Here is a 22,449-nt window from a genome sequence, read left to right on the forward strand (position 1 = left end):
TGTGCCAAAAGGGGGATTATACGGACTGTTTCAGGGATGCACACCCGGCAGGGCGGGCACAGGGCGAATTTCACTGCTGAAATAACAAAAAGCGTTGCCGGCGGGTGTGCTGGCAACGCTTTTGGATGGCACTCGACTAGCTGCCTGCAACTCCCGGAGGATGTTGTCTTATTTATTCATCAACGTCCAATAGCGGGCCAGGTCAGCCGCGCCATCCGTGCCCTTGACGGCTTTGAGTGCTGTCGAGGCATTGGACTTCTTGCCGGCGTGAATGTAAGCGATGCCCAGATGCAGCTTGGCTTCTTCCGCATACTTGGCGGTGCCCATTTTCACGGCATCGTTCATCAAGCCCAGACCCTTGTCGGCCTGGCCGTCGTAGACCAGGGCGAAGCCCAGCTTGCTCAAGCTGTCGGCGTCCTTGTTCTTGACGTATTCCGCTTCCGATTTGGCGGCGTTGGCTTTCAGCTCGGCCTGGGTTTTCAGGGCCAGGTCTTTCAGGCGCTGGTGACGTGGCGCATCGGCGCCGGTACCCAGTACGCCTTTTTTGTAGCCTTGCTCGATGATGCTCAGCGCTTCACCGGGATTGCCTGCTTGCAGGGCCAGCTGGCTGATTTCCATGTATTCGGAAGGTTTGCTGAACAGGCCGTTGGCCAGGCGCAGGCGCTGGACATCCAGGGCCAGGCGTTGCGAGAAGCCAGGCTTGCCCGAAACGCGGTTCAGCAGGTCAGCCCAGTAGCTGGTTTTCGGATAGCTCGATGCCAGTTTTTCCAGGGTGGCAACGTAGCCGCCCTTGTCGTTTTGCTTCAACTGGATGTTGGCCAGCATTTGCAGGCTTGCTTCCGAGTTGCCGCCGCGCGATTGCAGTTCTTTCGCCGCTTCGGCGTAGTTGCCGCTGACGTAGTAGGTCTGGATCAGCAGTTCGCGCATCTGGGCATCGTCGCGGTCTTTCAGCGAGCGCTTGATCCAGGTGATGGTGTTCGGCCAGTCCTTGGCGCGGTAGTACATGCCGGCCAGGGCTTGCGTGAATTTCGGGGCTTCGGCGGCGCTCAGGCGGCCGGAATTGATGACGGCTTCAAAGGCCTTGATGGCGGTGCCGTTGTCGCCGGCGGCGGCAGCGGCCGAAGCGCGCACGCGTTCGATCTGGTAGCTTTCAAAGGCGGTCTTGCCGCCGACGCTGTCAGCTTCGCGCAGCTTGGCCAGCGCTTCCTTGTTTTTGCCGCTGCTAGCGAGTTTTTGCGCTTCTTGCAGTGGCTTGCCCACTTCGGCACGCACGGTGTCCGCGGCGTATGCCAGCGAGCCCAGGCCGATTACGGGAGTTGCTGCGGTAAAACCGATAGCGGCCATGACGAGGCCGAGATGAGCGAGACGAAACTTGGACATAAGAAAGTCTTTCAGTAAAAAGCGAATAGGCAGGAAGTCCTGCCTATTCGGATGTAAAGAGAACCTGATTGCTGCAGCTTACTGGAATTGCTCGTTGCCGACCAGACCGATTTTGGTCACGCCCAGACGCTGCGCCGACGCCATCACACCGGCGACGACTTTGTACTCCACCAGCTTGTTCGGACGCAAATGCACTTCCGGCTGGTCTGCTTGCGCAGCAACGTTGCTCAGCTTGGCTTCCAGCGAAGCGCGGTCAGGAATGACCTGATTGTCCCACAAGATCGTACCGTCAAAATCGACATCGATCGTGACGACCACTGGTTCGGTTGTCGGTGGCGGCGGGGTGCCGACCGGCATGTTCAAGTTCACCGAGTGGTTTTGCTTAGGAATCGTGATGATCAACATGATAATCAGCACCAGCATCACGTCGATGAGGGGCGTCATGTTCAGTTCCATCATTGGTTCCGGATCCGCGCCTGCTGCGCTTCCCGAACCGACATTCATACTCATAGTGTTTCCTTTAAGAAGTCCAACGAAGCACCGGGCGAAACTGCCGCCCGGTCAGCTTCTGGCGGTGGCATCCCCATGTTGCCGGGACGCCGCCGCCAGTCGCTATCAGCCCTTGTCAGGTGGTTCGGTGATGAAGCCGACCTTCTGGATCCCGGCACGTTGGGTCGTGTAAATAACCCGGCCGATCGATTCGTAGCGTGTTTCTTGGTCGCCACGAACGTGTACTTCCGGCTGCGGTACTTTCACTGCTTCAACTTTAAGATAATCGAACAATTCGTTCGTGTCTTTCAGTCTGGTCTGGCCCAGGTAAATCTCACCGTCCTTGTTAACAACGATGTTGACGTTTTCTGGCTTGCTTTGAAGGGCTTGGTTGGCCTCGATCGGCAGATCGATTTTCTGCAATTTGAGGACAACCGGACTGGTGATCAAGAAAATGATCAGCAAAACCAACATGATGTCGACGAGCGGCGTCGTGTTGATTTCTGACATTACTTGATCTTCATCTCCGCTGTCGGAGCCGACGGACATCGACATGATTCTTATCCGATCTTTTTAGCGCCGGCAGCACGGCCAGCTTCGCTGGTCGACATTACGCCGGAAACCAGAACCGAGTGAACGTCGGCGCTGAACGAGCGGATGTCTTCCATTGCGGATTTGTTACGACGAACCAGCCAGTTGTAACCCAGAACGGCAGGAACGGCGACCAGCAGACCGAAAGCGGTCATGATCAGTGCTTCACCAACTGGACCTGCAACTTTGTCGATCGATGCGTTACCGGTCATGCCGATAGCGGTCAGCGCGCCGTAAATACCCCAAACGGTACCGAACAGACCGATAAACGGTGCGGTCGAACCAACGGTTGCCAGGAACGACAGGCCATCTTGCAGACGCGATTGGACTTTGTCCGAAGCGCGCTGGATCGACATCGTCACCCAGGTCGACAGGTCGATTTGTTCCAGCAGGGCGCCGTCATGGTGTGCGGTTGCCTTGGTGCCCGATTCAGCGATGAAGCGGAATGGCGAGCCTTCGCTCAGGGTTGCCGAACCAGCAGCGATCGAAGGAGCTTTCCAGAATTTGGAAGCGGCTTCTTTGGCTTGCTTGAAGATCTTCATTTGATCCAGCAGTTTGGTGATGATGATGTACCAGCTGCCGATCGACATGATGGACAGGATGATCAGGGTAGCGCGTGGCACGAAGCCGCCGTCCCATACTGCGGACAGGCCGAACGGGTTGTGCACTTCTTCGGTTTTGGCTGGAGCTGCTGCATCAGCGGCTGGAGCTGCTGCGTCTGCTGCTGGAGCGGCTGCATCTGCAGCAACTGGTGCTGGTGCAGCGTCTGCCGCAGGAGCCGAAGCGGCAGCCGATGCTGGCGCGTCAGCGAATGCCGGAGCTGCTACCAGAGCGGTAGTAGCGGTAACGGACAACAGAACCGCGGCAAAAAATGCGGACAAACGGGTATTCTTAAACATGCTTCCTCCAAAATTAAAAATAACAGATCGCTGAACGTAATGACAACGAAATCATAGTGTGAGACAGGGGATAACTGTCTCGGGTTTTAATCCAGCGACCAAACGTATTGCATTTGCTGCCAGCCTTGTTCCGGCTTGCCGTCAACTGTTGCCGGCTTAAATGTACAGCGGCTAATACCTTGCACCGCGGCTTTGTCCAGGTCTCTGAAGCCGCTGGACTTCACGATCTTCGAATCAGCGACCTTGCCGTCTACACCGATCAGGAACGACAGTGTCACCACACCGGTTTCCTCATTGCGCTGCGACGACTTTGGATAAGCCGGTTTTTCGCAGACACTGAAGTCAACCACGGCCGGTGTACGCACCGATTTGGCTGGTCCAGGAGTTGGCGCAGGCTGTGCAGGCGGTGCTGGCGGTGCCAATACATTCGTGGCTGGCTTCACAGCAGTCGTATTTGCAATCACGTTCTGTTGTGGCGGCGGCTGCTGCACGTTCACCTCGACTGGCGGAATGAATGGCGGCGGTGGCGCCTTCATTTCTGGCGGCGGTGGTGGCGGTGGAAGATCCTTCGGTGGAGGCGGTTTGACTTCCTCGATAATCTTGGTTTCAACCGGTTCCATCATTTTGGTAACTAACCGCTTGCCCAAGCCCGTCGCGATCCCGTAAGCCGCGAGAACGTGCAGCAGGACAACGACAGTTATGCCTGTGTAGTTCTTGGGACTTTTCTCGTTCGAAAAATTCATGCCTGCTTTCTCCAAATACCATCTCTTGTCTTGCAACTGAACCCCAAAATGACGACACAAAGCTCCAGCCGTATCCGGGACGTCGCCGAATTATACATACGAATTCTTTATTTTACACAGATTTTTAACGCCTAAAACCGGTTAAATTTTTGGCGCTTTTGCGCCCTGAAAACGTACTTGCTTATGTCATCTTTGCACGCTTTCGGACAGAAAAAAAGGCGGTCTTATCGGTTTTTTACAGCCGTTTTGGACGACCGCTGCTAAGTTCTCCGATGTGCCTATATGGCGGAATTATATTTCGTGATATCCAATATGGAAACTGCTAAATTTGGAGAAAAATCTTTCTTTATGGAAATGTTTTAGCTCTGAACCAGACCACTTAGCCTTCGGTGCGCACCAAACGGGTGCGGAACGCACTTCATCCAGGTCAAAAAAGGCGCTCCTGGAGGCCTATTTGAGGCCGCCAGGCCATACTGAATTCCTATACGGGCATAGGAAGCGCTTATATTCTTGCTATTGATTATTATCAACAAAACATTTCATGGCCGGACAACCGGGTCATCGCGCCGGTTGCGCTTCTCGCGCCGGCAATTCAGGGTGCCCAGGACCACCCCCTGGGGATCGACCGTATCGAGGTGTACATCGAAGCCCCACAGCCGCGCCACATGCTTGAGCACCTCGGCTGCCTGCTGGTTCAGCGGGCGGCGCTGGAATTGCGTGTGGCGCAGGGTCAAGGCGCGGTCGTCGCGCGTATTCACGGACCACACCTGGATGTTCGGCTCGCGGTTGCCCAGGTTGTACTGCTCGGCCAGCTGCTGGCGCACGTAGCGGTAGCCGGCATCGTCATGGATGGCGGAAATGGCCAGTTTTTCATTCTTGTCGTCGTCAAGCACGGCAAAGAAGTGGAATTCGCGGATCAGCCGCGGCGACAAATACTGGGCAATGAAGCTTTCATCCTTGAAATTGCGCATGGCAAAGTCCAGGCTCTTGCGCCAGTCGCTGCCGGCCATGTCGGGAAACCAGGCGCGGTCTTCGTCCGTCGGGTGCTCGCAGATGCGGCGGATGTCGCTCATCATGGCAAAACCCAGCGCATACGGGTTGATGCCGCTGTAATACGGGCTGTCGATGGGCGGCTGGTAAACCACATTGGTATGGCTTTTCAGGAATTCCATCATGAAGCCGTCACCCACCACGCCTTCGTCATACAGCTGGTTCAATATCGTGTAATGCCAGAAGGTGGCCCAGCCCTCGTTCATGACCTGGGTTTGCCGTTGCGGATAGAAGTACTGGGAAATCTTGCGCACGATGCGCACCATCTCGCGCTGCCATGGTTCCAGCAGCGGCGCGTACTTCTCTATAAAGTACAGCAGGTTTTCCTCGGGTTCGGGCGGAAAGCGGGGGGCGGCCTTGCGCTGGTCTTCCTCGTCCTCGTCATCCTCGCGCCGGGGCAGGGTACGCCACAGCTGGTTGATCTGCGACTGCACATAGGCTTCGCGCTCTTTCTGGCGCGCATATTCCTTCGCCATCGACAGTTTCGCCGGGCGCTTGTAGCGGTCCACGCCATAGTTCTGGATGGCGTGGCACGAGTCGAGCAGCAATTCCACGGCATCGACGCCATGGCGCTGTTCGCATTCGGCGATGTAATTCTTGGCAAACACCATATAGTCGATGATGGCGTCCGCATCCGTCCAGGCGCGGAACAGGTAATTGCCTTTGAAGAAGGAATTGTGGCCGTAGGCCGCATGCGCGATCACCAGCGACTGCATGGTCAGGCTGTTTTCCTCCATTAAGTAGGCGATGCAGGGGTTGGAGTTGATGACGATCTCGTAGGCGAGGCCCATCTGGCCGCGCTTGTAGCTTTTCTCGGTAGACAGAAAGTGCTTGCCGAAAGACCAGTGGTTGTAGGAGACGGGCATGCCTACCGAGGTATAGGCATCCATCATCTGTTCGGCCGTGATGATTTCCAGCTGGTTCGGATAGGTGTCGAGGCCAAACTGTTTCGCTACGCGGCGGATTTCCTCGTGGATTTGCTCGATCAGCTCGAACGTCCATTCCGACTGCTCGGGCAGGGCGTTCGGGTGGCGCAGGCGCACGAACGGTTCGCCCGGGGTGTTGCTGGCGCGGTCAAAGGCTGCACTCATCATTTCACCTGTTTCTTGAACAGTTCGCGGAAGACCGGGTAGATATCGGCCGGCGTGACGATCTTTTGCATGGCGAAATGGGCGTGATGGTCGAGCACGCCCGCGTATTGCTCCCACAGGTTTTGCTGCGGGCCGTCCGTGATCTCGACATAGGTGTAGTACTGCACCTTGGGCATGATGGTGTTGATCAGCAACTGGCGGCACAGCACGGAATCGTTGTCCCAGTTGTCGCCGTCGGACGCCTGCGCCACATAGCTGTTCCATTGCCCGGCGCCATAGCGCTCGTCGATGATGGTGTTGAGCAAGTGCAGGGCGGAGGATACGACGGTGCCGCCCGACTCGCGCGAATTGAAGAATTCATGCTCGTCCACTTCGGCCGCCGCCGTATGGTGACGGATGAAGACGACTTCGATCTTGTCATAGACGCGCTTGAGGAACAGATATAACAGGATGAAGAAGCGCTTGGCCGTGTCCTTGCGCGACTCGTCCATGGAGCCGGACACGTCCATGATGCAGAACATGACGGCTTGCGTCATCGGCTTGGGCACCTTGACGCGGTTGCTGTAGCGCAAGTCGAACGGGTCGATGAAGGGAATGGCCAGCAGGCGCGTGTGCAGGTGGTGGATCAGGCGGCGCAGTTCCGTCACCAGCGGGTCGCTGTCGGGCGCGCCTTCGTGCAGCAGTTCGGCCAGGTCTTCCTCGGCCTGCGCCAGCTGCTTGCGGGCGCCGCCGCCGACGGCGATGCGCCGCCCCAGCGCGCCGCGCAAGGAACGCAGCACATGGATGTTCGATGGCGTGCCCGACATATTGTAGCCGGCGCGCTGGTTCTTGAATTCCGTGGTGGCCGTCAGCTGGGTTTTCACCATGTGCGGCAATTCCAGGTCCTCGAAGAAATAATTCATGAATTCTTCGCGCGACAATTCAAAGATGAAATCGTCTTCCGTCGTCTCGTCGCTATTGCCCGCCTTGCCCCGCCCGCCGCCACCGCCGCCTTTCGGCCGGGCGATCTGGTCGCCTTTCAGGTATTCCTTGTTGCCGGGATTGACCACTTCCCATACGCCGCCATGCGCGTGGCCGAACGATGGTTCGCCCACGTCCTTGACGGGGATGCTGACCTTCTCGCCATTCTCGACGTCCGTGATCGAGCGCCCCTTGATGGCACGCCCCACGGCATCCTTGATCTGGCCCTTGTAACGCCGCAGGAAACGCTCGCGGTTGACGGCGGATTTATTCTTGCTTTGCAAGCGCCTGTCGATGAGATATGTCAAAGGGTGCCTCCTTGCCTCTCGTCTCGCGCGCCCCGCCATCCATCGGGCGGGAGCGCGCCTTCGCTGTCCGCGCTATGACGACTTGCGTACGCGCAAGTACCATTCGCATAACAGGCGTACCTGCTTGGCCGTATAGCCTTTTTCCACCATGCGGGCCACGAAGTCGGCGTGCTTGTTGGCATCGTCGGCGCTGGCCTTGGCATTGAAGGAAATCACGGGCAGCAATTCCTCCGTATTCGAAAACATTTTCTTTTCAATCACGGTGCGGAACTTTTCATAACTGGTCCAGGCGGGATTCTTGCCGCCGTTCGAGGCCCGCGCGCGCAAGCCGAAGTTCACGATTTCATTGCGGAAATCCTTCGGATTGGAAATGCCCGCCGGCTTCTCGATCTTTTCCAGTTCATTGTTCAGCGATTCGCGGTCGAAACTTTCGCCCGTGTCCGGATCGCGGTATTCCTGGTCCTGTATCCAGAAATCGGCAAACGTCACATAGCGGTCGAAGATGTTCTGTCCGTATTCCGAATAGCTTTCCAGGTAAGCCGTCTGGATCTCCTTGCCGATGAATTCTACATAGCGCTGCGCCAGGTGCTCCTTGATATAGGAGAAGTAGCGCTGCTCGAGTTCCGGCGCGAACTGCTCGCGCTCGACCTGCTGTTCCAGTACATATAATAGATGCACGGGATTGGCGGCCACTTCGGAATTGTCAAAGTTGAACACTTTCGACAGGATCTTGAAGGCAAAGCGCGTCGACAAGCCGTTCATGCCTTCATCCACGCCCGCGTAATCGACGTATTCATGCATGGACTTGGCTTTCGGGTCCGTATCCTTGAGGTTCTCGCCATCGTAGACGAGCATCTTCGAAAAGATGCTGGAGTTTTCCGGGTCTTTCAGGCGCGACAGGATGGCGAACTGCGCCATCATGCGCAGGGTGCCGGGCGCGCACGGGGCCTTGACCAGCGAGGAATTGGCCACCAGCTTGTCGTAGATCTTGATTTCATCGGAGACGCGCAGGCAATACGGCACCTTGACTATATAGATACGGTCAAGAAACGCCTCGTTGTTGCGGTTGTTCTTGAAGGTCTTCCATTCCGACTCGTTCGAGTGGGCCAGGATGATGCCGTCGAACGGGATGGCGCCGAAGCCTTCCGTGCCCTTGTAGTTGCCTTCCTGCGTGGCCGTCAGCAAGGGGTGCAAGACCTTGATCGGCGCCTTGAACATTTCCACGAATTCCATCAAGCCCTGGTTGGCCAGGCACAGGCCGCCCGAATAGCTGTAGGCATCCGGGTCGTCCTGCGCATAGTCTTCCAGCTTGCGGATGTCGACCTTGCCCACCAGCGAAGAAATATCCTGGTTGTTTTCATCGCCCGGCTCCGTCTTCGAGATGGCGATCTGTTTCAGCACGGACGGGTAGCGCTTGACGACGCGGAACTGGTTGATATCGCCATTGTATTCATGCAGGCGCTTCACGGCCCACGGGCTGGGAATGTTGCGCAGGTAGCGGCGCGGGATGCCGTAATCCTCTTCCAGGATGGTGCCGTCCTCTTCCTCGTTGAAGAGGCCCAGCGGCGATTCGTTGACGGGCGAGCCTTTCAGGCAATAGAAGGGCACATGCTCCATCAGCGACTTGAGCTTTTCCGCGATCGACGACTTGCCGCCGCCGACAGGCCCCAGCAGATACAGGATCTGCTTGCGTTCTTCCAGGCCTTGCGCCGCATGGCGGAAATACGAGACGACTTGCTCGATGACTTCCTCGGTGCCGTAGAACTCGCGGAAGGCGGGATAGATCTTGATGATCTTGTTGGCGAAGATGCGCGACAAGCGCGTGTCGTTGCGCGTGTCGACCAGTTGCGGCTCGCCGATGGCGGCCAGCATGCGTTCGGGCGCGCTGGCATAGGTCAGCTTGTCCTTCTTGCACAGGGCCAGGTATTCGGTGAGCGACATTTCCTCTTCGCGGGTGCGCTCGTAGCGTGCTGCATAGTTATCAAAAATGGTCATGTCAATGTCCTTTAATGTAAACCTGTACTGCCAGTCACCATGGCCGCCCGCCTGGCACTCGCCTGGGCTTGCCGTCTGAACTTTTCCTGTACCCCGTATCGATTTTTATTGTTGTTTCAAGCCCGGCTGTCTTTGCGAGTCCGGATTGCCCGGACCAAAAAACTGGCGCTTGATGCCGTGTGCTGACGTAGCCAGCCGGCTTTTTTTTCACTGTTGATAGCGCTTGTTGCACCTACCTTTACCCCATGAAATTTATTATTGCTCTAAAGGATCAGGAAGTCAAAAGATATGTCAGCATATCCTTAATACTTGTTTGTAAATTGTTGATTTAATTGGATAAATCATCAGATTTTCCATCAATTTCAATGAACCTTTTTGTACCTTTTAAATCATAATACGACAATTCGCCAGCGCGTGCCGGAGCCGACCATGGCGCTGCCGCGGCCTGCGCCATGGCGGCCGGGCGCCGGTGAGGCTGGCCATCTTGCGCTAAGATGCCTGCATGTCTGATGGCCCTGCGCGCCGCGCGTGCGTCTTCCGCGCCGCGCCCGGCGCGTGCGAGCCAGCATTTTTATCGTCACCCTATAAGGAACACCCATGATGAACCCCCAATTGCGCGCGATCGTCCGCGGCATGCCGAAGGCCGAACTGCATATCCATATCGAAGGCTCGCTGGAGCCAAAACTGATTTTCGCACTGGCAGAGCGCAATGGCGTGCCGCTGGGCTATGAATCGGTGGAACACTTGCGCAGCGCCTATGCTTTTACGGATTTGCAGTCTTTTCTCGACATTTATTACGCTGGCGCAAGCGTGCTCTTGAAAGAGCAGGATTTCTATGACATGACGCAAGCCTACCTGCGCCGCGCCGAAGCCGATAACGTGCTGCACACGGAAATCTTCTTCGACCCGCAAACCCACACGGCGCGCGGCGTGGCCATGGCTGACGTGATCAACGGCATCCACCGCGCCTGCCAGGATAGTCCCGTCAGCGCGGCCCTGATCCTGTGCTTCCTGCGCCACCTGAGCGAGGAAGAAGCGTTCGAGACCCTGGAAGACGCGCTGCCGCACCGCGACAAATTCATCGGCATCGGTCTCGACTCGTCGGAAGTGGGCAACCCGCCCGAGAAATTCTCGCGCGTGTTTGCCCGTTGCCGCGAGCTGGGCCTGCACCTGGTGGCCCACGCGGGCGAGGAAGGTCCGCCCGCCTACATCCGTACGGCGCTCGACGACTTGCAGGTCGAACGCATCGACCATGGCGTGCGCTGCCTGGAAGACGCGGAACTGACGGCCCGCCTGGCGCGCGAACAGGTCGCCTTGACGGTCTGCCCGCTGTCGAACACCAAGCTGCGCGTGTTCGACCAGATGCATGACCACAACCTGGTGCAACTGCTCGACGCCGGCCTGCTGGTGACGGTGAACTCGGACGATCCCGCGTATTTCGGCGGCTACATGAACGACAATTTCGACGCCATCTTCGACGCCTTGCCGCTGGGCCTGTCCCACGCGCAACGCCTGGCGCGCAACGGTTTCATCGCCGCCTTCCTGCCGCAAGCGCAGAAAGACGCCTTCCTCGCCACCGTCGATGCGTATTTCGCCCAGCACGCGGCCGCCCACGGCAGCGCGCAATAACATCTTCATAAAGACCCGCCGCCCATGTTCCGCCTCTCCCTGAAAATGACCGGCCGCGACTGGCGCGCCGGGCAACTGCGTTTCCTGCTCGTCGCGCTGATCGTCGCCGTGGCGGCCCTGTCGGCCGTGGGCTTCTTCGTCGACCGCCTGCGCGCGGGCCTGAACCGCGACGCGCACCAGTTGCTGGGGGCCGACCTGGTCATCAGCGCCGACCAGCCCGTCAATGCCGCATGGCGCGCGGAAGCGCAGAAGCGCGGCTTCCTCCTGGCCGACACGGTGACGTTTCCCAGCATGGCGCAGGCGGGCGAGGGCGAACAGTCGCTGTCGCAGCTGGCGTCCATCAAGGCCGTCTCGCCCGGCTACCCGCAGCGGGGCAAGCTGAAAATCACGACCAAACCGAGCGAGGCGCAGGATGCCGTGGGACGGCCAACGGACCAGGTGCCGGCGCCCGGCACCCTGTGGGTCGATGCGGCCATCCTGTCCAGCCTGAACGCCAGGCTGGGCGACACCCTGACCCTGGGTGACAAGGCATTTACGGTCACGCAACTGATCGCCAGCGAGCCGGACCGCGGCGCCTCCTTCCTCAATTTCGCCCCGCGCGTGATGCTGCCCCTCAGTGATCTTGCCGCCACGGCGCTGGTGCAGAACGGTTCGCGCGTGTCATACCGGCTGCTGCTGTCGGCGCCACCCGCCAAGGCGGCCGAGCTTGCGCAATATCAAACCTGGCTGGAAAGCCAGATCAAGACGCAGGCCATCAAGGGCGTGCGCATCGAGTCGCTGGAATCGGGCAGTCCGCAGATGCAATCGACCCTGGACCGCGCCGACCGTTTCCTGTCGCTCGTCGGCTTGCTGTCGGCCATGCTGGCGGCCGTCGCCGTGGCCATGGCGGCGCGCCGCTTCATGCTGCGCCACCTGGATGCCTGCGCCATGCTGCGCTGCCTGGGCTTGACGCAAAACCAGGTCACGGCCATGTACGTGATCGAATTCCTGCTCGTTGGCCTGGCCGGCAGCGTGGTCGGCGTGATGGTGGGCTTCGGCGGGCATCTGGTGCTGCTGGAGCTGTTGGGGAAACTGGTGCAGAGCGACTTGCCGCCCGTCTCGATGCTGCCCGCGCTGCAGGGCGTGGCCACCGGCATGCTGTTGCTGCTGGGCTTTGCCCTGCCGCCGATTTTGCAGTTGCGCAATGTTCCCCATAACCGCGTGATCCGCCGCGAACAGGAGCCGCCGCAGGCGCTGGCCGTGGCCACGTACGGCCTGGGGATCGCCGCCTTCGTCGTGCTGCTGTTGTGGCAGGCGGGCGACGTGAAACTGGCGCTGCTGACGGCGGCCGGCTTCCTCGGCGGCTTCGCCCTGTTCGGCCTGGCCGGCTGGCTGGGCATCCGCTCGCTGAAAACCCTGCGCGGCGCCTTCAATCACCAGGGCTGGCGTTTTGCCGTCACTTCCCTGCAGCGCCGCCCGGGCGCCACCGTCATCCAGGTGGTGTCGCTGGCGCTGGGCCTGATGGCCTTGCTGCTGCTGACGGTGGTGCGCGGCGACTTGATGGTGGCCTGGCGCAATGCCACGCCGCCGGACGCGCCGAACCGCTTCATGATCAATATCCTGCCGGAACAGAAAGACCCGATCGCCGCGCGCCTGGCCCAGGCCGGCGTGGCCAACGCGCCCTTGTATCCGATGATACGCGGGCGCCTGGTGGCCGTGAACGGCAACGCCATCACGGAAACCACCTACGAGGACGACCGCGCCAAGGGCCTGGCCGACCGCGAATTCAACCTGTCGACGATGGCCACGATGCAGGAAGAAAACAAGCTGGTCGCCGGCAAGTGGTTCGGCAATGGGCCCGGTGCGCCGGCCGAGGCATCGGTGGAGGAGGGCATCGCCAAGACATTGAAACTGAAACTGGGCGACAAGCTGCGCTTCGACATCGCCGGCCAGCCCGTGGAAGCGGCCATTACCAGCTTGCGCAAGCTGGAATGGGGCTCGATGCGCGTCAATTTCTTTGTCATCATCAATCCGGCCGCCATGGCGGACACGCCGCAGACGTGGATCACTGCCTTTCACCTGCCACCCGCGCAGGCGGACCTGGGCAATGCCTTGCTGCGCGATTATCCGAACCTGACGGTGGTCGACGTGGGCGGCGTGCTCAAGCAGATCCAGGGCGTGCTGGACCAGGTAGTCACGGCCGTCGAATTCCTGTTTGCCTTCACCCTGGCCTCGGGTTTGCTGGTGCTGTATGCGGCCCTGATGGGATCGCAGGACGAGCGCACGCGCGAAGCGGGACTGCTGCGCGCGCTGGGCGCCACGCGGCGCCAGCTGGCGCAGGCCCAGTTGATCGAGTTTTCCCTCGTCGGCGCCCTGGCCGGCCTGCTGGCGGCATCGGGTGCGACCGCCATGGGCTGGGCGCTGGCCACGTACCAGTTCAAGTTCGCCTGGAGCTTCGCGCCCGGCGTGTGGGCCTTTGGTTTGCTGGCCGGCGCCCTGTGCGCGATTGCCGGCGGCTGGCTGGGCTTGCGTAACGTGCTGAAACATCCGCCCCTGCAGACCTTGCGGGAAGGCTAGTCTTAAGCGCTGACGCTATCGCCTGCGCCCGCCCGTAGAAATTGCGCGTAGGACATCACCGGCTGCCCAAGCTGGTGCGCCGGCACGTCGAACAGGGCCCAGAAATACGTCATGCGGCCCAGGCAGATGGTGGGCGCGGCGCAGTAGCGGAACCAGTTTTCGCCGATCTGCGCCGCGTACATGCCGTCGCTGTCGGCGTCGGAAAAGTAGGGAATCACGCGCATTTCCAGCAGGGCCAGCAGCAGTGACTCGGGCGCGTCGCTGTCGCGCGCCATTTCGTACTGCGTATGCAGGCTGCGTTCCGTCTCGATGATCATCAGCTTGGCGTGGCCTTCGCGCGTGAAGAACAGGATGCCGCTGGGATTGGGGAAAATATAGTATTCGACAAAACCATGGCGCTGGCACAGCTCGTGCACGACGGCGGCCAGCGCTTCGTCTTGCAGGAAACTGTAGTCGTGCAGCATCAGCAAGTCGCGCACGGTTTCCGATTGCTGCAGGAAGAATTCGCGCTGCAGGGCAACGATTTCCTGTTCCAGGATGTCGAGCGCATCGTCGTCGCTCTTCTTGATGTAGCGGTCGATCAAGCCCCGGTTGAAGGCCGTCACGGCCACTTTTTCATCGGCCGCGCCCGTAAATAGAATCTTCTTGCACGGCAAGTCGCGCACGGCCTGGCAAAATTCCAGACCATTCATCTGCGGCATCGAATAATCGACCACCAGCACGGAGGGCACGGCAAAGCGCTGCGCCTGGCCGCTGATGCGCCAGATGCGTTCGATGTCGAGCGCCACGTTGCACTGGTCGGGCGGCAGGTTTTGCGTGTCGAAGTTGACGTGCAGCGGCGTTTCGCCCGGCTGCGCGCTCTGGCGCAACCAGTGCAGGGCGCTGCTGGTGTCGTGGAAGGTCTTGCGCGCCAGGCCGGGATCGAGCTGGAACGCCAGGCTCTTCAGGAAGGAATCGCTGTCGTCGATCAATACGGTCAGGGTCGGATGGGTGTAGACGGGCAGTTGCATGCGTCACCTTGCGGGGGAAGAGGGTTGGAAGCGGGCAGGCACGGGCTGGGGGAATTCCAGGATGAAAATCGCATAGGCATGCTCGCGCGACACGCAGCGGATGCGCGCCTGCCAGGCGGTGACGATCTGCCGGCACAGGGCCAGGCCGATGCCGCTGCCGTTATGTACGGGATAGGAGTAAAAACGCTCGAAGATCAGCGGCAGGCGGTTCTTCGCGATACCGCAGCCCGTGTCGATGAACAGCAGCCTGGGCACGGGGCGGGCGCCGTCGATGATGATGCGCACGCGTCCCTTGCCTGCCCGCTGGATGGCTTTCAGCGCGTTTCTCAGCAGGTTCAGCAGGATCACCACGCACAGTTCGTCCTGGCCGGCGAACTGGAAGTCGGCACGCACGTCCACCTTGACGCTGCTGCGCTGGCTGTTGCTGGTAAATGGGTAGCGCTTGAGCACGGCGTTCACCATCTCCAGCATCGATAGCACCTGGCTAGGCTGGAGGTTGCGGTTCACGGCACTGGCGCTCATCAGGAACAGATCGATCATGTGATGCATGTGGCGCACTTCGAACTGGATGCGCGACAGGGCTTCCTGCAACGGGGGCATGTCGTCCGCCTGGTCGGCCAGCTGCGGCAGCAGCCGGCGCATGCCCCGCACATTGGCTTCCACGCTGGTCAGCGGCGTGCGCAGCTCGTGCGCCACGGAACCGAGCCCGGCCGCCAGGCCTGCCAGCCGTTCCAGTTCCAGCACCTTGCTGCCCACTTTCACCACGGACAGCGCGGCAATGGTGAACCAGTGCACGGGCAGTTGCTGCAGCACTTCACGTTGCAGCAGGAAGCCGCCTTCCCCTTGCAGAATGACGGCGAGGCAGGCGGCGCTGGTGCCGATCAGGTAGGCGCAGCACGCCAGTTTCGTTTCGAAATGAAACAGCACGACCAGGCCGATCAGCAGCGATTCGCTCCAGATGGACGACGCATGGTTCATCAGAAACATGAAAGTAAAGAAGAAGGGTAGGATGTAGCTGAGCGCGAACAGCAGGTAACGCGACAGCCAGCGGACCGAGAAGCGGCGGGCAAACAGGCCAGCCATGCAAATGCCCACGCCCGTCAGGCGCAGGGTCAGGTTTTCATAGGCTTGCGGAAAAAAGTAATGCCACAGCAGGTAGTACAGCGGCATCGCCACCGTGCCCACGGCGGCCAGCATGGCGACTCGGCCGGCCAGGTCCTCATGCGGCACGCGCTCATGCAGCAGCGAATGGAGCAGGCGCCTGCGCCAGTGTGTCCATCGTCCTTGCAATTGCTGCGTCATGACTCTGCCTAGATTCTCTTTAGAACATTATCATCGCGTAAATTTTCCTGGTTGAACGGTTATCTCGTCGGACATTGATATACGTCAATGGATGGGTTTGCAACACGGTCAAGGCTTTAATTTGCAGCAAACCTTTCCCTAGGAGAAAAACCATGACCATCGCTACCAGCGTGCATACCCCATCTTTCGCCCGTGCCGAACACTGCCTGCCCGACTACATCGTGCGGCGCATGGATGCGCATCACATCACGCGCATCGAAAAACTGCTGGGCGGCCAGCATCCCCATGCCTGGCAACCGACCCCCGCCCATGCTATTTTCCTGGCGGGCAATGACTACCTGTCCATCGCCGCCGAGCCGACGCTGGTGGCGGCGCAGGTGGCATCCCTGCAGGCGCATGCGGGCGGCATGCTGATGTCGGCCGTGTACTTGCAGGAAGGCAGCGAACAGCACCGGCTGGAAAGCCGGCTGGCCCGCTTCATGGGCTGCGAGGATGGCATCCTGGCGCAGTCCGGCATGGCGGCCAACGTCGGCTTGCTGCAGTGTATCGCCGGCCCCGGCATTCCCGTCTACCTGGACATGCAGGCTCACGCGTCGCTGTGGGAAGGCGTGCTGTCGGCCCAGGCCCAGGCCGTGCCCTTCCTGCACAACGACATGACGCACCTGCGGCGGCAGGTGGCAAAGCATGGCCGTGGCGTGATTGTGGTCGATGCCCTGTACAGCACCAATGGCAGCCTGGCGCCGCTGCTGGAGCTGCTCGATATCGCCGAGCGCAGCGACTGCGTGGTGGTGGTCGACGAGTCGCATTCGCTGGGCACGCACGGCCCGCAGGGCGCGGGCCTGGTGGAAGCCTGGGGACTGGGCCACCGCGTGCATTTCCGCACGGCATCGCTGGCCAAGGCCTTCGCGGGCCGGGCCGGTTTCATCAGCTGTTCCAGCCGCTTCAAGGGGTATTTCTTGTCCGAATCACGCCCCGCCATCTTCAGTTCCTGCCTGCTGGCGCATGAGCTGGCGTGGCTGGGCGCGGCGCTCGATTTCATCATGGCCGCCGACGAGCGCCGCGCCACCCTGCGGCGCCACACGCTGCAGGTGCGCGACGGCTTGCGCGAGCTGGGCTACAACGTCAGCGATGGCACGGAGCAGATCGTGGCGCTGGAGGCTGGCGGCGAACCGGCCACCCTGGCTCTGCGCCAGGCGCTGGAACGGCACGGCATTTACGGCGCCATGTTTTGTGCCCCGGCTACGGCGAAGAACCGCGCCATCGTGCGCCTGACCCTGAATGCGGGCTTGCGCGAGGATGAGTGCGCAAGAGTGCTGGCCGCCTGCGCCGCCATCCGCGACGAAACGGGCGTGGAACACTGGCAGTCGACGCGGCGCCTGCGCAAGCTGGCGCTCGTGTAAGGGCGATGCGTCAGCCGTTCGCTGGCTGGCTGCCGGCGATGCCGGCCAGCAGCATGGACAGCGGTGCCAGCTGTTCCGCGCTGGCGCTGCCCAGCAATTCCTGGCCCAGTGCCTGCGCTGTCGCATCGGCGTGGAGCAGCAGGGCTTGTCCCGCTTCCGTGATGACGGCATAGCCGACGCGGGCATCGCGCGCATCGGCCTGGCGCGCCACCAGGCCGATTTTTTCCAGCGGCATCAAGGAGCGCGTGATGCCGGACGCCGTCAGCGCCAGGCGTTCGGCCAGGTCGATGCGGCGCAGGCGGCCGCCGGGCGCGCGCTGCAAGTGGTACAGCAATTGATAATCGCTGAAGCTCAGGCCATGCAGATTGCCCAGGATGCTGTCGAAGCGGCGCACCAGCACGGCCTGGGCGCGCGCCAGGCGCAGGCAGAAGTCCAGCGCGCTGGCGCCGTCCGGCGGCGGGGGAGTGTGATCGATCATGACGTCCTTTCAATTCGCTGCGAAGTGCTTGAGTGCGCAAGTGTAAAGCATGGCCGCTCAATAGCGTGCCTGTCCCTGCTCCAGCAGCTGTGCCTGGTACAGCGCCAGCAGGGCGTCCAGTTCGGCATCCGCATCGAAGGCGGGATCGTCGGGCACCTTGACGGCATCGATCAGCTCGAAACGGAAGGCCGCCGCGCCGTCGCGTTGCCAGTCCGCCTGCAGGAGCGTATTGCGGTGCTTGCCCAGATTCAGTTCGAAGCGATGGCGGTTCAGCGCGCCAGGGGCATTGCGGCTGCGTTCGAGCAGGGTGCGTCCGCTGGGCAAGTGGCGCAGCGCGATGATGCCCAATGCGGGCGCTTGTTGCCGGTAGGCCGCTTTCAGGGCCGCTTGTCGTGTTTTATCCATGCTGTGACTGCCTTAAGGTTGAACTGCATAATCGCTTGCCCCGATGCGGGGAATATCCGTCCACAGGATGGCGGCCACGGCGGCGGCCAGCAGCAGGGCGCCGCCAGCGCAGAACAGCTCGCCCACGCTCAGGTGGCGCAGCAACGCACCCGTGGCCGCCGCCGACAGGGGCGCCAGTCCCAGGAAGATGCCCATGAACAGTGCCATTGCCCGGCCCAGCATGGCGGGCGCCACGCGCCGCTGTATCCACGTAAAGATGGCTACCTGCACATAGCCGCCCAGCATTCCTGTGACGGCCAGCAAGGCCGCGCCCTGCCAGGCCGTGCCGATTTGCCCCAGCGCCATCAGCAGCAGGCCCACGACCGCATCGACCAGCAACAGGGTGGCGCCGAAGCGGCGGCGCAGCCAGGCGCCGCCCAGGCTGGACGCCAGCATGCCGGCCAGGGTGCCCGCGCCGTGCGCGCCCATCAGCACACCCAGCGCCGCGGCGCCGTGCAGGCGCTCGCTGGCCAGCACGGGCAAGGCCACTTGCAGCGGCCCCATGACGAAGAAGGCCACCACCGCCCAGTACACATAGCAGCTGCGCAAGGGAATGTCGCGCCACACCATGGCCAGGCCCGCCGCCATGTCGCGCCACATGCCCTGCGCCGCCGCCACGGCCAGTGGCCGCAGGCTGACTTGCCGCAAGGTCCAGGCCGAGAACAGGAACGTCAGCGCATCGATGGCAAAGGCGGCGGCCAGAGCCGCCATGCCGGTGTGCCGGGCGCCATCGTGGGTGCCGAGCACGAGCGCCGCCAGCAGGGGACCGGCCAGCAAGGACAACTGGCGCGCGCCCATCTGCAGGCTGTTGGCCGCTTGCAGTGACTGTGCCGGCACGGCTTGCGGCAGGATGGCCGTGCCGGCGGGAATGCCGAAGGCGGAAGCGATACCCAGTGCCAGCGCGGCCGCATACGCCAGCGCCAGGCTGGCCTGGTCCAGCAGCAGCAGCAGCCCGGCCAGCGCCAGCAGGATGGCGGCATTGGCCAGTTTGCTCACCAGCAGCACGCGCCGGGGCGAATGCCGGTCGGCGACCGTGCCACCCAACAAGATGAGCACGGCGCGGGGCGCGCCCATCAGGGCCACGGCGATGCCCAGGCTGAGGCTATCGCCCGTCAGGCTCAGCACCAGCCACGGCAGGGCCAGCATGCTGAACTGGTCGCCCAGCATGGACACGAGGCCGCCGCCCAACAGCCAGCGGAAGTTGGTATTGCGCATCAAGTGGGATTCTGCGGTGGTCGACATGCTGTATCTTCCCGTGTTTAAAGATTGTATGGTAGTTGATATAAGCTTGAGTAGTCAAGTATATTGCTTTTTATTGTGGCAGCGACAGCTGCCGCCGCATGAGGCGCCAGCGCTTGCGCTATCATGGCGGCCATGACTGATACCACTGCCCCCAACCTGTACGAGACCATCGGCGGCGCCCCCGTGCTGCGCGAAATGGTCGACCGTTTTTATGACTTGATGGAGCTCGAAGCCGAGTTCGCCGGCATCCGCGTCATGCATCCGCCATCGACGGACGGCTCGCGCGACAAGCTGTATTTCTTCCTCACGGGCTGGATGGGCGGACCGGATTTGTATATCGAGAAATTCGGCCACCCGCGCCTGCGCGCCCGTCACTTGCCCTACGCCATCGGCACCAGCGAGCGCGACCAGTGGCTGCGCGCCATGGCCTGGGCCATGGAAGACACGGGCATCGAAGAATCCTTGCGCGTACGCCTGATGGAATCGTTCTATCAGACGGCCGACTGGATGCGCAACAAGCCTGACTGACACCCATGAGCCCAATCGAGTTTTACAGCCTGCTGGGCGCCGCCATCGTCGCCATCGTCCTGTTGCTATTGATCTTGCTGCGCCCGCGTGGCGCGGCCGGCGATGGCGCCACCACCCTGGCCCTGGTGCAACAGCACCAGCAGCAAAGCCTGGATCGCATCGACCGGGTCGAGCGCGAAGTGCGGCTGCAACTGCAGGCATCGGCGCAAGCGACGCGCCAGGACCTGGCCACCGGCCTGGCGCAATTCCAGGCGGCGACCTTGCAACAGCTCGACAGCCTGCGCACGCAGATGCAGGCGCAGGGGAAAGTCGGGCGCGAAGAGCAGGCGCAAAGCCTGGCGCGCTTTGCCGAGAGTACCAATCAAACCCTGGCCCAGCTGACGGAATCGAATGCGCAGCGCATGCTGGAAGTGCGCGCCACGCTCGAGAACAAGATCCGCGACTTGCAGGCCGACAATGGCGCACGCCTGGAAGAGATGCGCAAGACGGTCGACGAGAAACTGCACGCCACCCTGGAAACGCGCCTCAGTGCGTCGTTCCAGCAAGTGTCGGAGCGGCTGGAAAAAGTCCACCAGGGTCTCGGTGAAATGCAGCAGCTGGCGCTGGGCGTGGGCGATTTGAAGCGGGTACTCACCAATGTGAAGACGCGTGGCACCTGGGGCGAAGTGCAGCTGGAAATGCTGCTGGAGCAGGTACTCACTGTCGACCAGTATGCAAAGAACGTGGAAACCGTGGCCGGCAGCGGCGCGCGCGTGGAATTCGCCTTGAAATTGCCGGGCCTCTCCGACGGCGGCCCTCCCGTGTGGATGCCGATCGACGCGAAGTTTCCCAAGGAACAGTACGAGCGCCTGGTCGAGGCGGCCGAGCGGGCCGATGCCGACGGCGTGGCCCTGGCCGGACGCGAGCTGGAACGGGCCGTGCGGGGCGAAGCGAAAACCATCGCCGAGAAATACCTGGCGCCGCCGCACACCACCGACTTTGCCATCCTGTTCCTGCCCACGGAAGGCTTGTATGCGGAAGTACTGCGCCGTCCGGGACTGGCCGACGAATTGCAGCGCGTGCACCGGGTCAGCATCGCGGGACCATCCACGTTGACGGCCTTGCTCAACAGCCTGCAGATGGGTTTCCGTACCCTGGCGCTGGAAAAGCGCTCGTCGGAAGTGTGGCAAGTGCTGGGCGCCGTCAAGACGGAGTTCGGCAAATTCGGCGACGTGCTGTCGCAAACCCGGCTGACCCTGGAAAAGGCGGCGAAGAATATCGAAAGCGCGGAAGTGCGCAGCCGGCAGATGGCGCGCAAATTGAAATCCGTGGAAGCCTTGCCGGGCGAGGCGGCCGCCTTGCTGCTGGGTAAGGCGGACGCCGGCGACGGCGAGTAGCGCGCCGCCTCAGGCCACCCGCACAGTGCGGCGGCGCAGCGCGCTGTAGCCGACCAGCGCCAGTCCCGCCAGCAGCATGGCCCAGGTTTGCGGTTCGGGCACGGCCGGCAAGACCGTCGGCACGGTGGGTGGAAAGGTGGGGATGATCACGGTGGGCGGCACGATGATGCTGCTGCCCTGGTCCGGCGGCAGACCGCCGCCACCGCCACCGCCACCGCCGCCGCCCATGCCGGCCGGCGGCGTGATGCCGCCGACGGTACGCACATAATTGTTGAAAGGCAGGAATGGAATGCTGGCCACCTCGGGCGGCATGGCGCCGCCCGTGAAAGAACCGCCGCGCAAGGCGTCGGGATTGTCGATCAGTGGCACGCCTGCCGCTTCCGGGGCGGTGGGGGCGGCCGCAACAGGCGCTGCACCGGCGGGCGCGGCGCCTGCCGCCGGCGGCGCCGACGCGGGTGCCTGCGTGATACGGCTGACGTTACGGCAAATCGTCGGCACGAGGATGCACTGGCCCTGTACGCAATACACGAGTCCCCGTTCCTGCATCTGTTCGCTCCAGCCTGCACGTGTGACATTGCGGCAAACGCGGCCAGGGCCGAAATGCATGTCGCTGATGCGCGTGTTGTAGTTGCCCTTGCCGCGGATGGCGTCGCGGCTGATCACCACGATCTCATCGTACTGGCGCGCGCGCATGCGCTCCTTCAATTGTTCGCGCACTGGCGGCGCGATATCCGTGTAGCGGTCCACCGCCGCCACTACGTCACCCATGAACGGGTCGACGCCTGGACGGTTCCAGTTGCAGTTATCCAGCACACCGGCGCGCGCGATGCCTTTCGCGCTGGCGGTCAAGGGCGCCAGGGACAAGGTAGCAAGCAGGCATGCCACGCCCAGCATGCTGGCTCCCGCGATCCATGAGCTGTGTCTCATTGTTAGTTTCCTCATGAAAACAATATCAAAATTGAACTTTATACAAGTTTG

19 protein-coding genes are annotated in these 22,449 nt (G+C 61.5%); 5 read left to right on the forward strand and 14 right to left on the reverse strand.

Features of this window, described 5'->3' with window-relative positions; genetic code table 11:
• Positions 1-168: 168 nt before the first annotated feature.
• The 8 genes from BLT98_RS13440 to BLT98_RS13475 all read right to left on the reverse strand — a co-directional run bounded on the left by BLT98_RS13440 (position 169) and on the right by BLT98_RS13475 (position 9,506).
• On the reverse strand, positions 169-1,380 hold the full coding sequence (locus tag BLT98_RS13440) for a tetratricopeptide repeat protein (RefSeq protein WP_034785237.1): 1,212 nt from the start codon (positions 1,378-1,380) through the stop codon (positions 169-171).
• A gap of 78 nt (positions 1,381-1,458) precedes the next feature.
• On the reverse strand, positions 1,459-1,890 hold the full coding sequence (locus tag BLT98_RS13445; protein ID WP_177886013.1) for an ExbD/TolR family protein: 432 nt from the start codon (positions 1,888-1,890) through the stop codon (positions 1,459-1,461).
• Between the two features lie 105 nt (positions 1,891-1,995).
• Positions 1,996-2,424: an ExbD/TolR family protein gene (locus BLT98_RS13450; protein ID WP_034785240.1), complete on the reverse strand. Its 429-nt coding sequence runs from the start codon at positions 2,422-2,424 to the stop codon at positions 1,996-1,998.
• 5 nt (positions 2,425-2,429) lie between these two features.
• Entirely contained in the window at positions 2,430-3,359 is a 930-nt protein-coding gene (locus BLT98_RS13455; RefSeq protein WP_167468694.1) for a MotA/TolQ/ExbB proton channel family protein, read from the reverse strand.
• An 86-nt stretch (positions 3,360-3,445) separates the two neighbouring features.
• Entirely contained in the window at positions 3,446-4,102 is a 657-nt protein-coding gene (locus BLT98_RS13460; protein WP_034785244.1) for an energy transducer TonB, read from the reverse strand.
• A gap of 539 nt (positions 4,103-4,641) precedes the next feature.
• The gene (locus tag BLT98_RS13465; protein ID WP_052140385.1) at positions 4,642-6,243 is read right to left on the reverse strand and encodes a SpoVR family protein; all 1,602 of its coding nucleotides are present in this window, start codon (positions 6,241-6,243) and stop codon (positions 4,642-4,644) included.
• Positions 6,243-7,511, reverse strand: a complete 1,269-nt coding sequence (locus tag BLT98_RS13470; RefSeq protein WP_034785247.1) for a YeaH/YhbH family protein — start codon at positions 7,509-7,511, stop codon at positions 6,243-6,245. Before BLT98_RS13470 ends, BLT98_RS13465 begins: the two co-directional genes overlap by 1 nt.
• 72 nt (positions 7,512-7,583) lie before the next feature.
• Entirely contained in the window at positions 7,584-9,506 is a 1,923-nt protein-coding gene (locus tag BLT98_RS13475; protein WP_034785249.1) for a PrkA family serine protein kinase, read from the reverse strand.
• 597 nt (positions 9,507-10,103) lie between these two features.
• Between BLT98_RS13475 and BLT98_RS13480 the strand changes: the two genes are divergently transcribed.
• The gene (locus BLT98_RS13480) at positions 10,104-11,135 is read left to right on the forward strand and encodes an adenosine deaminase (RefSeq protein WP_092608434.1); all 1,032 of its coding nucleotides are present in this window, start codon (positions 10,104-10,106) and stop codon (positions 11,133-11,135) included.
• A 24-nt stretch (positions 11,136-11,159) separates the two neighbouring features.
• Positions 11,160-13,691 (forward strand): ABC transporter permease, encoded by a 2,532-nt coding sequence (locus BLT98_RS13485; protein WP_092608437.1) that lies wholly within the window; start codon positions 11,160-11,162, stop codon positions 13,689-13,691.
• 2 nt (positions 13,692-13,693) lie between these two features.
• On the opposite strand, the gene BLT98_RS13490 is transcribed toward BLT98_RS13485, so the two are convergent.
• Positions 13,694-14,701 carry a response regulator gene (locus BLT98_RS13490; protein ID WP_070253702.1) on the reverse strand — a complete coding sequence of 336 codons (1,008 nt, stop codon included), beginning with the start codon at positions 14,699-14,701 and terminating at the stop codon, positions 13,694-13,696.
• Between the two features lie 3 nt (positions 14,702-14,704).
• A complete protein-coding gene (locus BLT98_RS13495) occupies positions 14,705-16,003 on the reverse strand; it encodes a sensor histidine kinase (protein ID WP_092608440.1) in 1,299 nt (432 codons plus the stop codon).
• 152 nt (positions 16,004-16,155) lie between these two features.
• Between BLT98_RS13495 and cqsA the strand changes: the two genes are divergently transcribed.
• Positions 16,156-17,403 (forward strand): alpha-hydroxyketone-type quorum-sensing autoinducer synthase, encoded by a 1,248-nt coding sequence (gene cqsA, locus BLT98_RS13500; protein WP_070281317.1) that lies wholly within the window; start codon positions 16,156-16,158, stop codon positions 17,401-17,403.
• A gap of 10 nt (positions 17,404-17,413) precedes the next feature.
• Here cqsA and BLT98_RS13505 read toward each other — a convergent pair whose 3' ends face one another.
• Genes BLT98_RS13505 through BLT98_RS13515 form a run of 3 tightly spaced genes read right to left on the reverse strand, consistent with a single transcriptional unit; the run spans position 17,414 to position 19,567 of the window.
• On the reverse strand, positions 17,414-17,881 hold the full coding sequence (locus BLT98_RS13505; protein WP_070281316.1) for a MarR family winged helix-turn-helix transcriptional regulator: 468 nt from the start codon (positions 17,879-17,881) through the stop codon (positions 17,414-17,416).
• 57 nt (positions 17,882-17,938) lie between these two features.
• Positions 17,939-18,286: a GIY-YIG nuclease family protein gene (locus BLT98_RS13510; RefSeq protein WP_092608443.1), complete on the reverse strand. Its 348-nt coding sequence runs from the start codon at positions 18,284-18,286 to the stop codon at positions 17,939-17,941.
• Positions 18,287-18,298: 12 nt separating this feature from the next.
• The gene (locus tag BLT98_RS13515; RefSeq protein ID WP_092608446.1) at positions 18,299-19,567 is read right to left on the reverse strand and encodes an MFS transporter; all 1,269 of its coding nucleotides are present in this window, start codon (positions 19,565-19,567) and stop codon (positions 18,299-18,301) included.
• Between the two features lie 132 nt (positions 19,568-19,699).
• Between BLT98_RS13515 and BLT98_RS13520 the strand changes: the two genes are divergently transcribed.
• Together BLT98_RS13520 and rmuC are read left to right on the forward strand one after the other, a co-directional pair.
• Complete coding sequence (locus BLT98_RS13520) at positions 19,700-20,095, forward strand: group II truncated hemoglobin (RefSeq protein ID WP_092608730.1); 396 nt, start codon at positions 19,700-19,702, stop codon at positions 20,093-20,095.
• 5 nt (positions 20,096-20,100) lie between these two features.
• A complete protein-coding gene (gene rmuC, locus BLT98_RS13525; RefSeq protein WP_034785265.1) occupies positions 20,101-21,471 on the forward strand; it encodes a DNA recombination protein RmuC in 1,371 nt (456 codons plus the stop codon).
• Positions 21,472-21,480: 9 nt separating this feature from the next.
• Here the strand turns inward: rmuC and BLT98_RS29340 are convergent, their stop codons facing one another.
• Positions 21,481-22,398 (reverse strand): MHFG family PEP-CTERM protein, encoded by a 918-nt coding sequence (locus BLT98_RS29340; protein ID WP_244517478.1) that lies wholly within the window; start codon positions 22,396-22,398, stop codon positions 21,481-21,483.
• Positions 22,399-22,449: the final 51 nt, after the last annotated feature.

The organism is Janthinobacterium sp. YR213 (genome assembly GCF_900099875.1).
Classification (GTDB): domain Bacteria; phylum Pseudomonadota; class Gammaproteobacteria; order Burkholderiales; family Burkholderiaceae_D; genus Janthinobacterium; species Janthinobacterium lividum.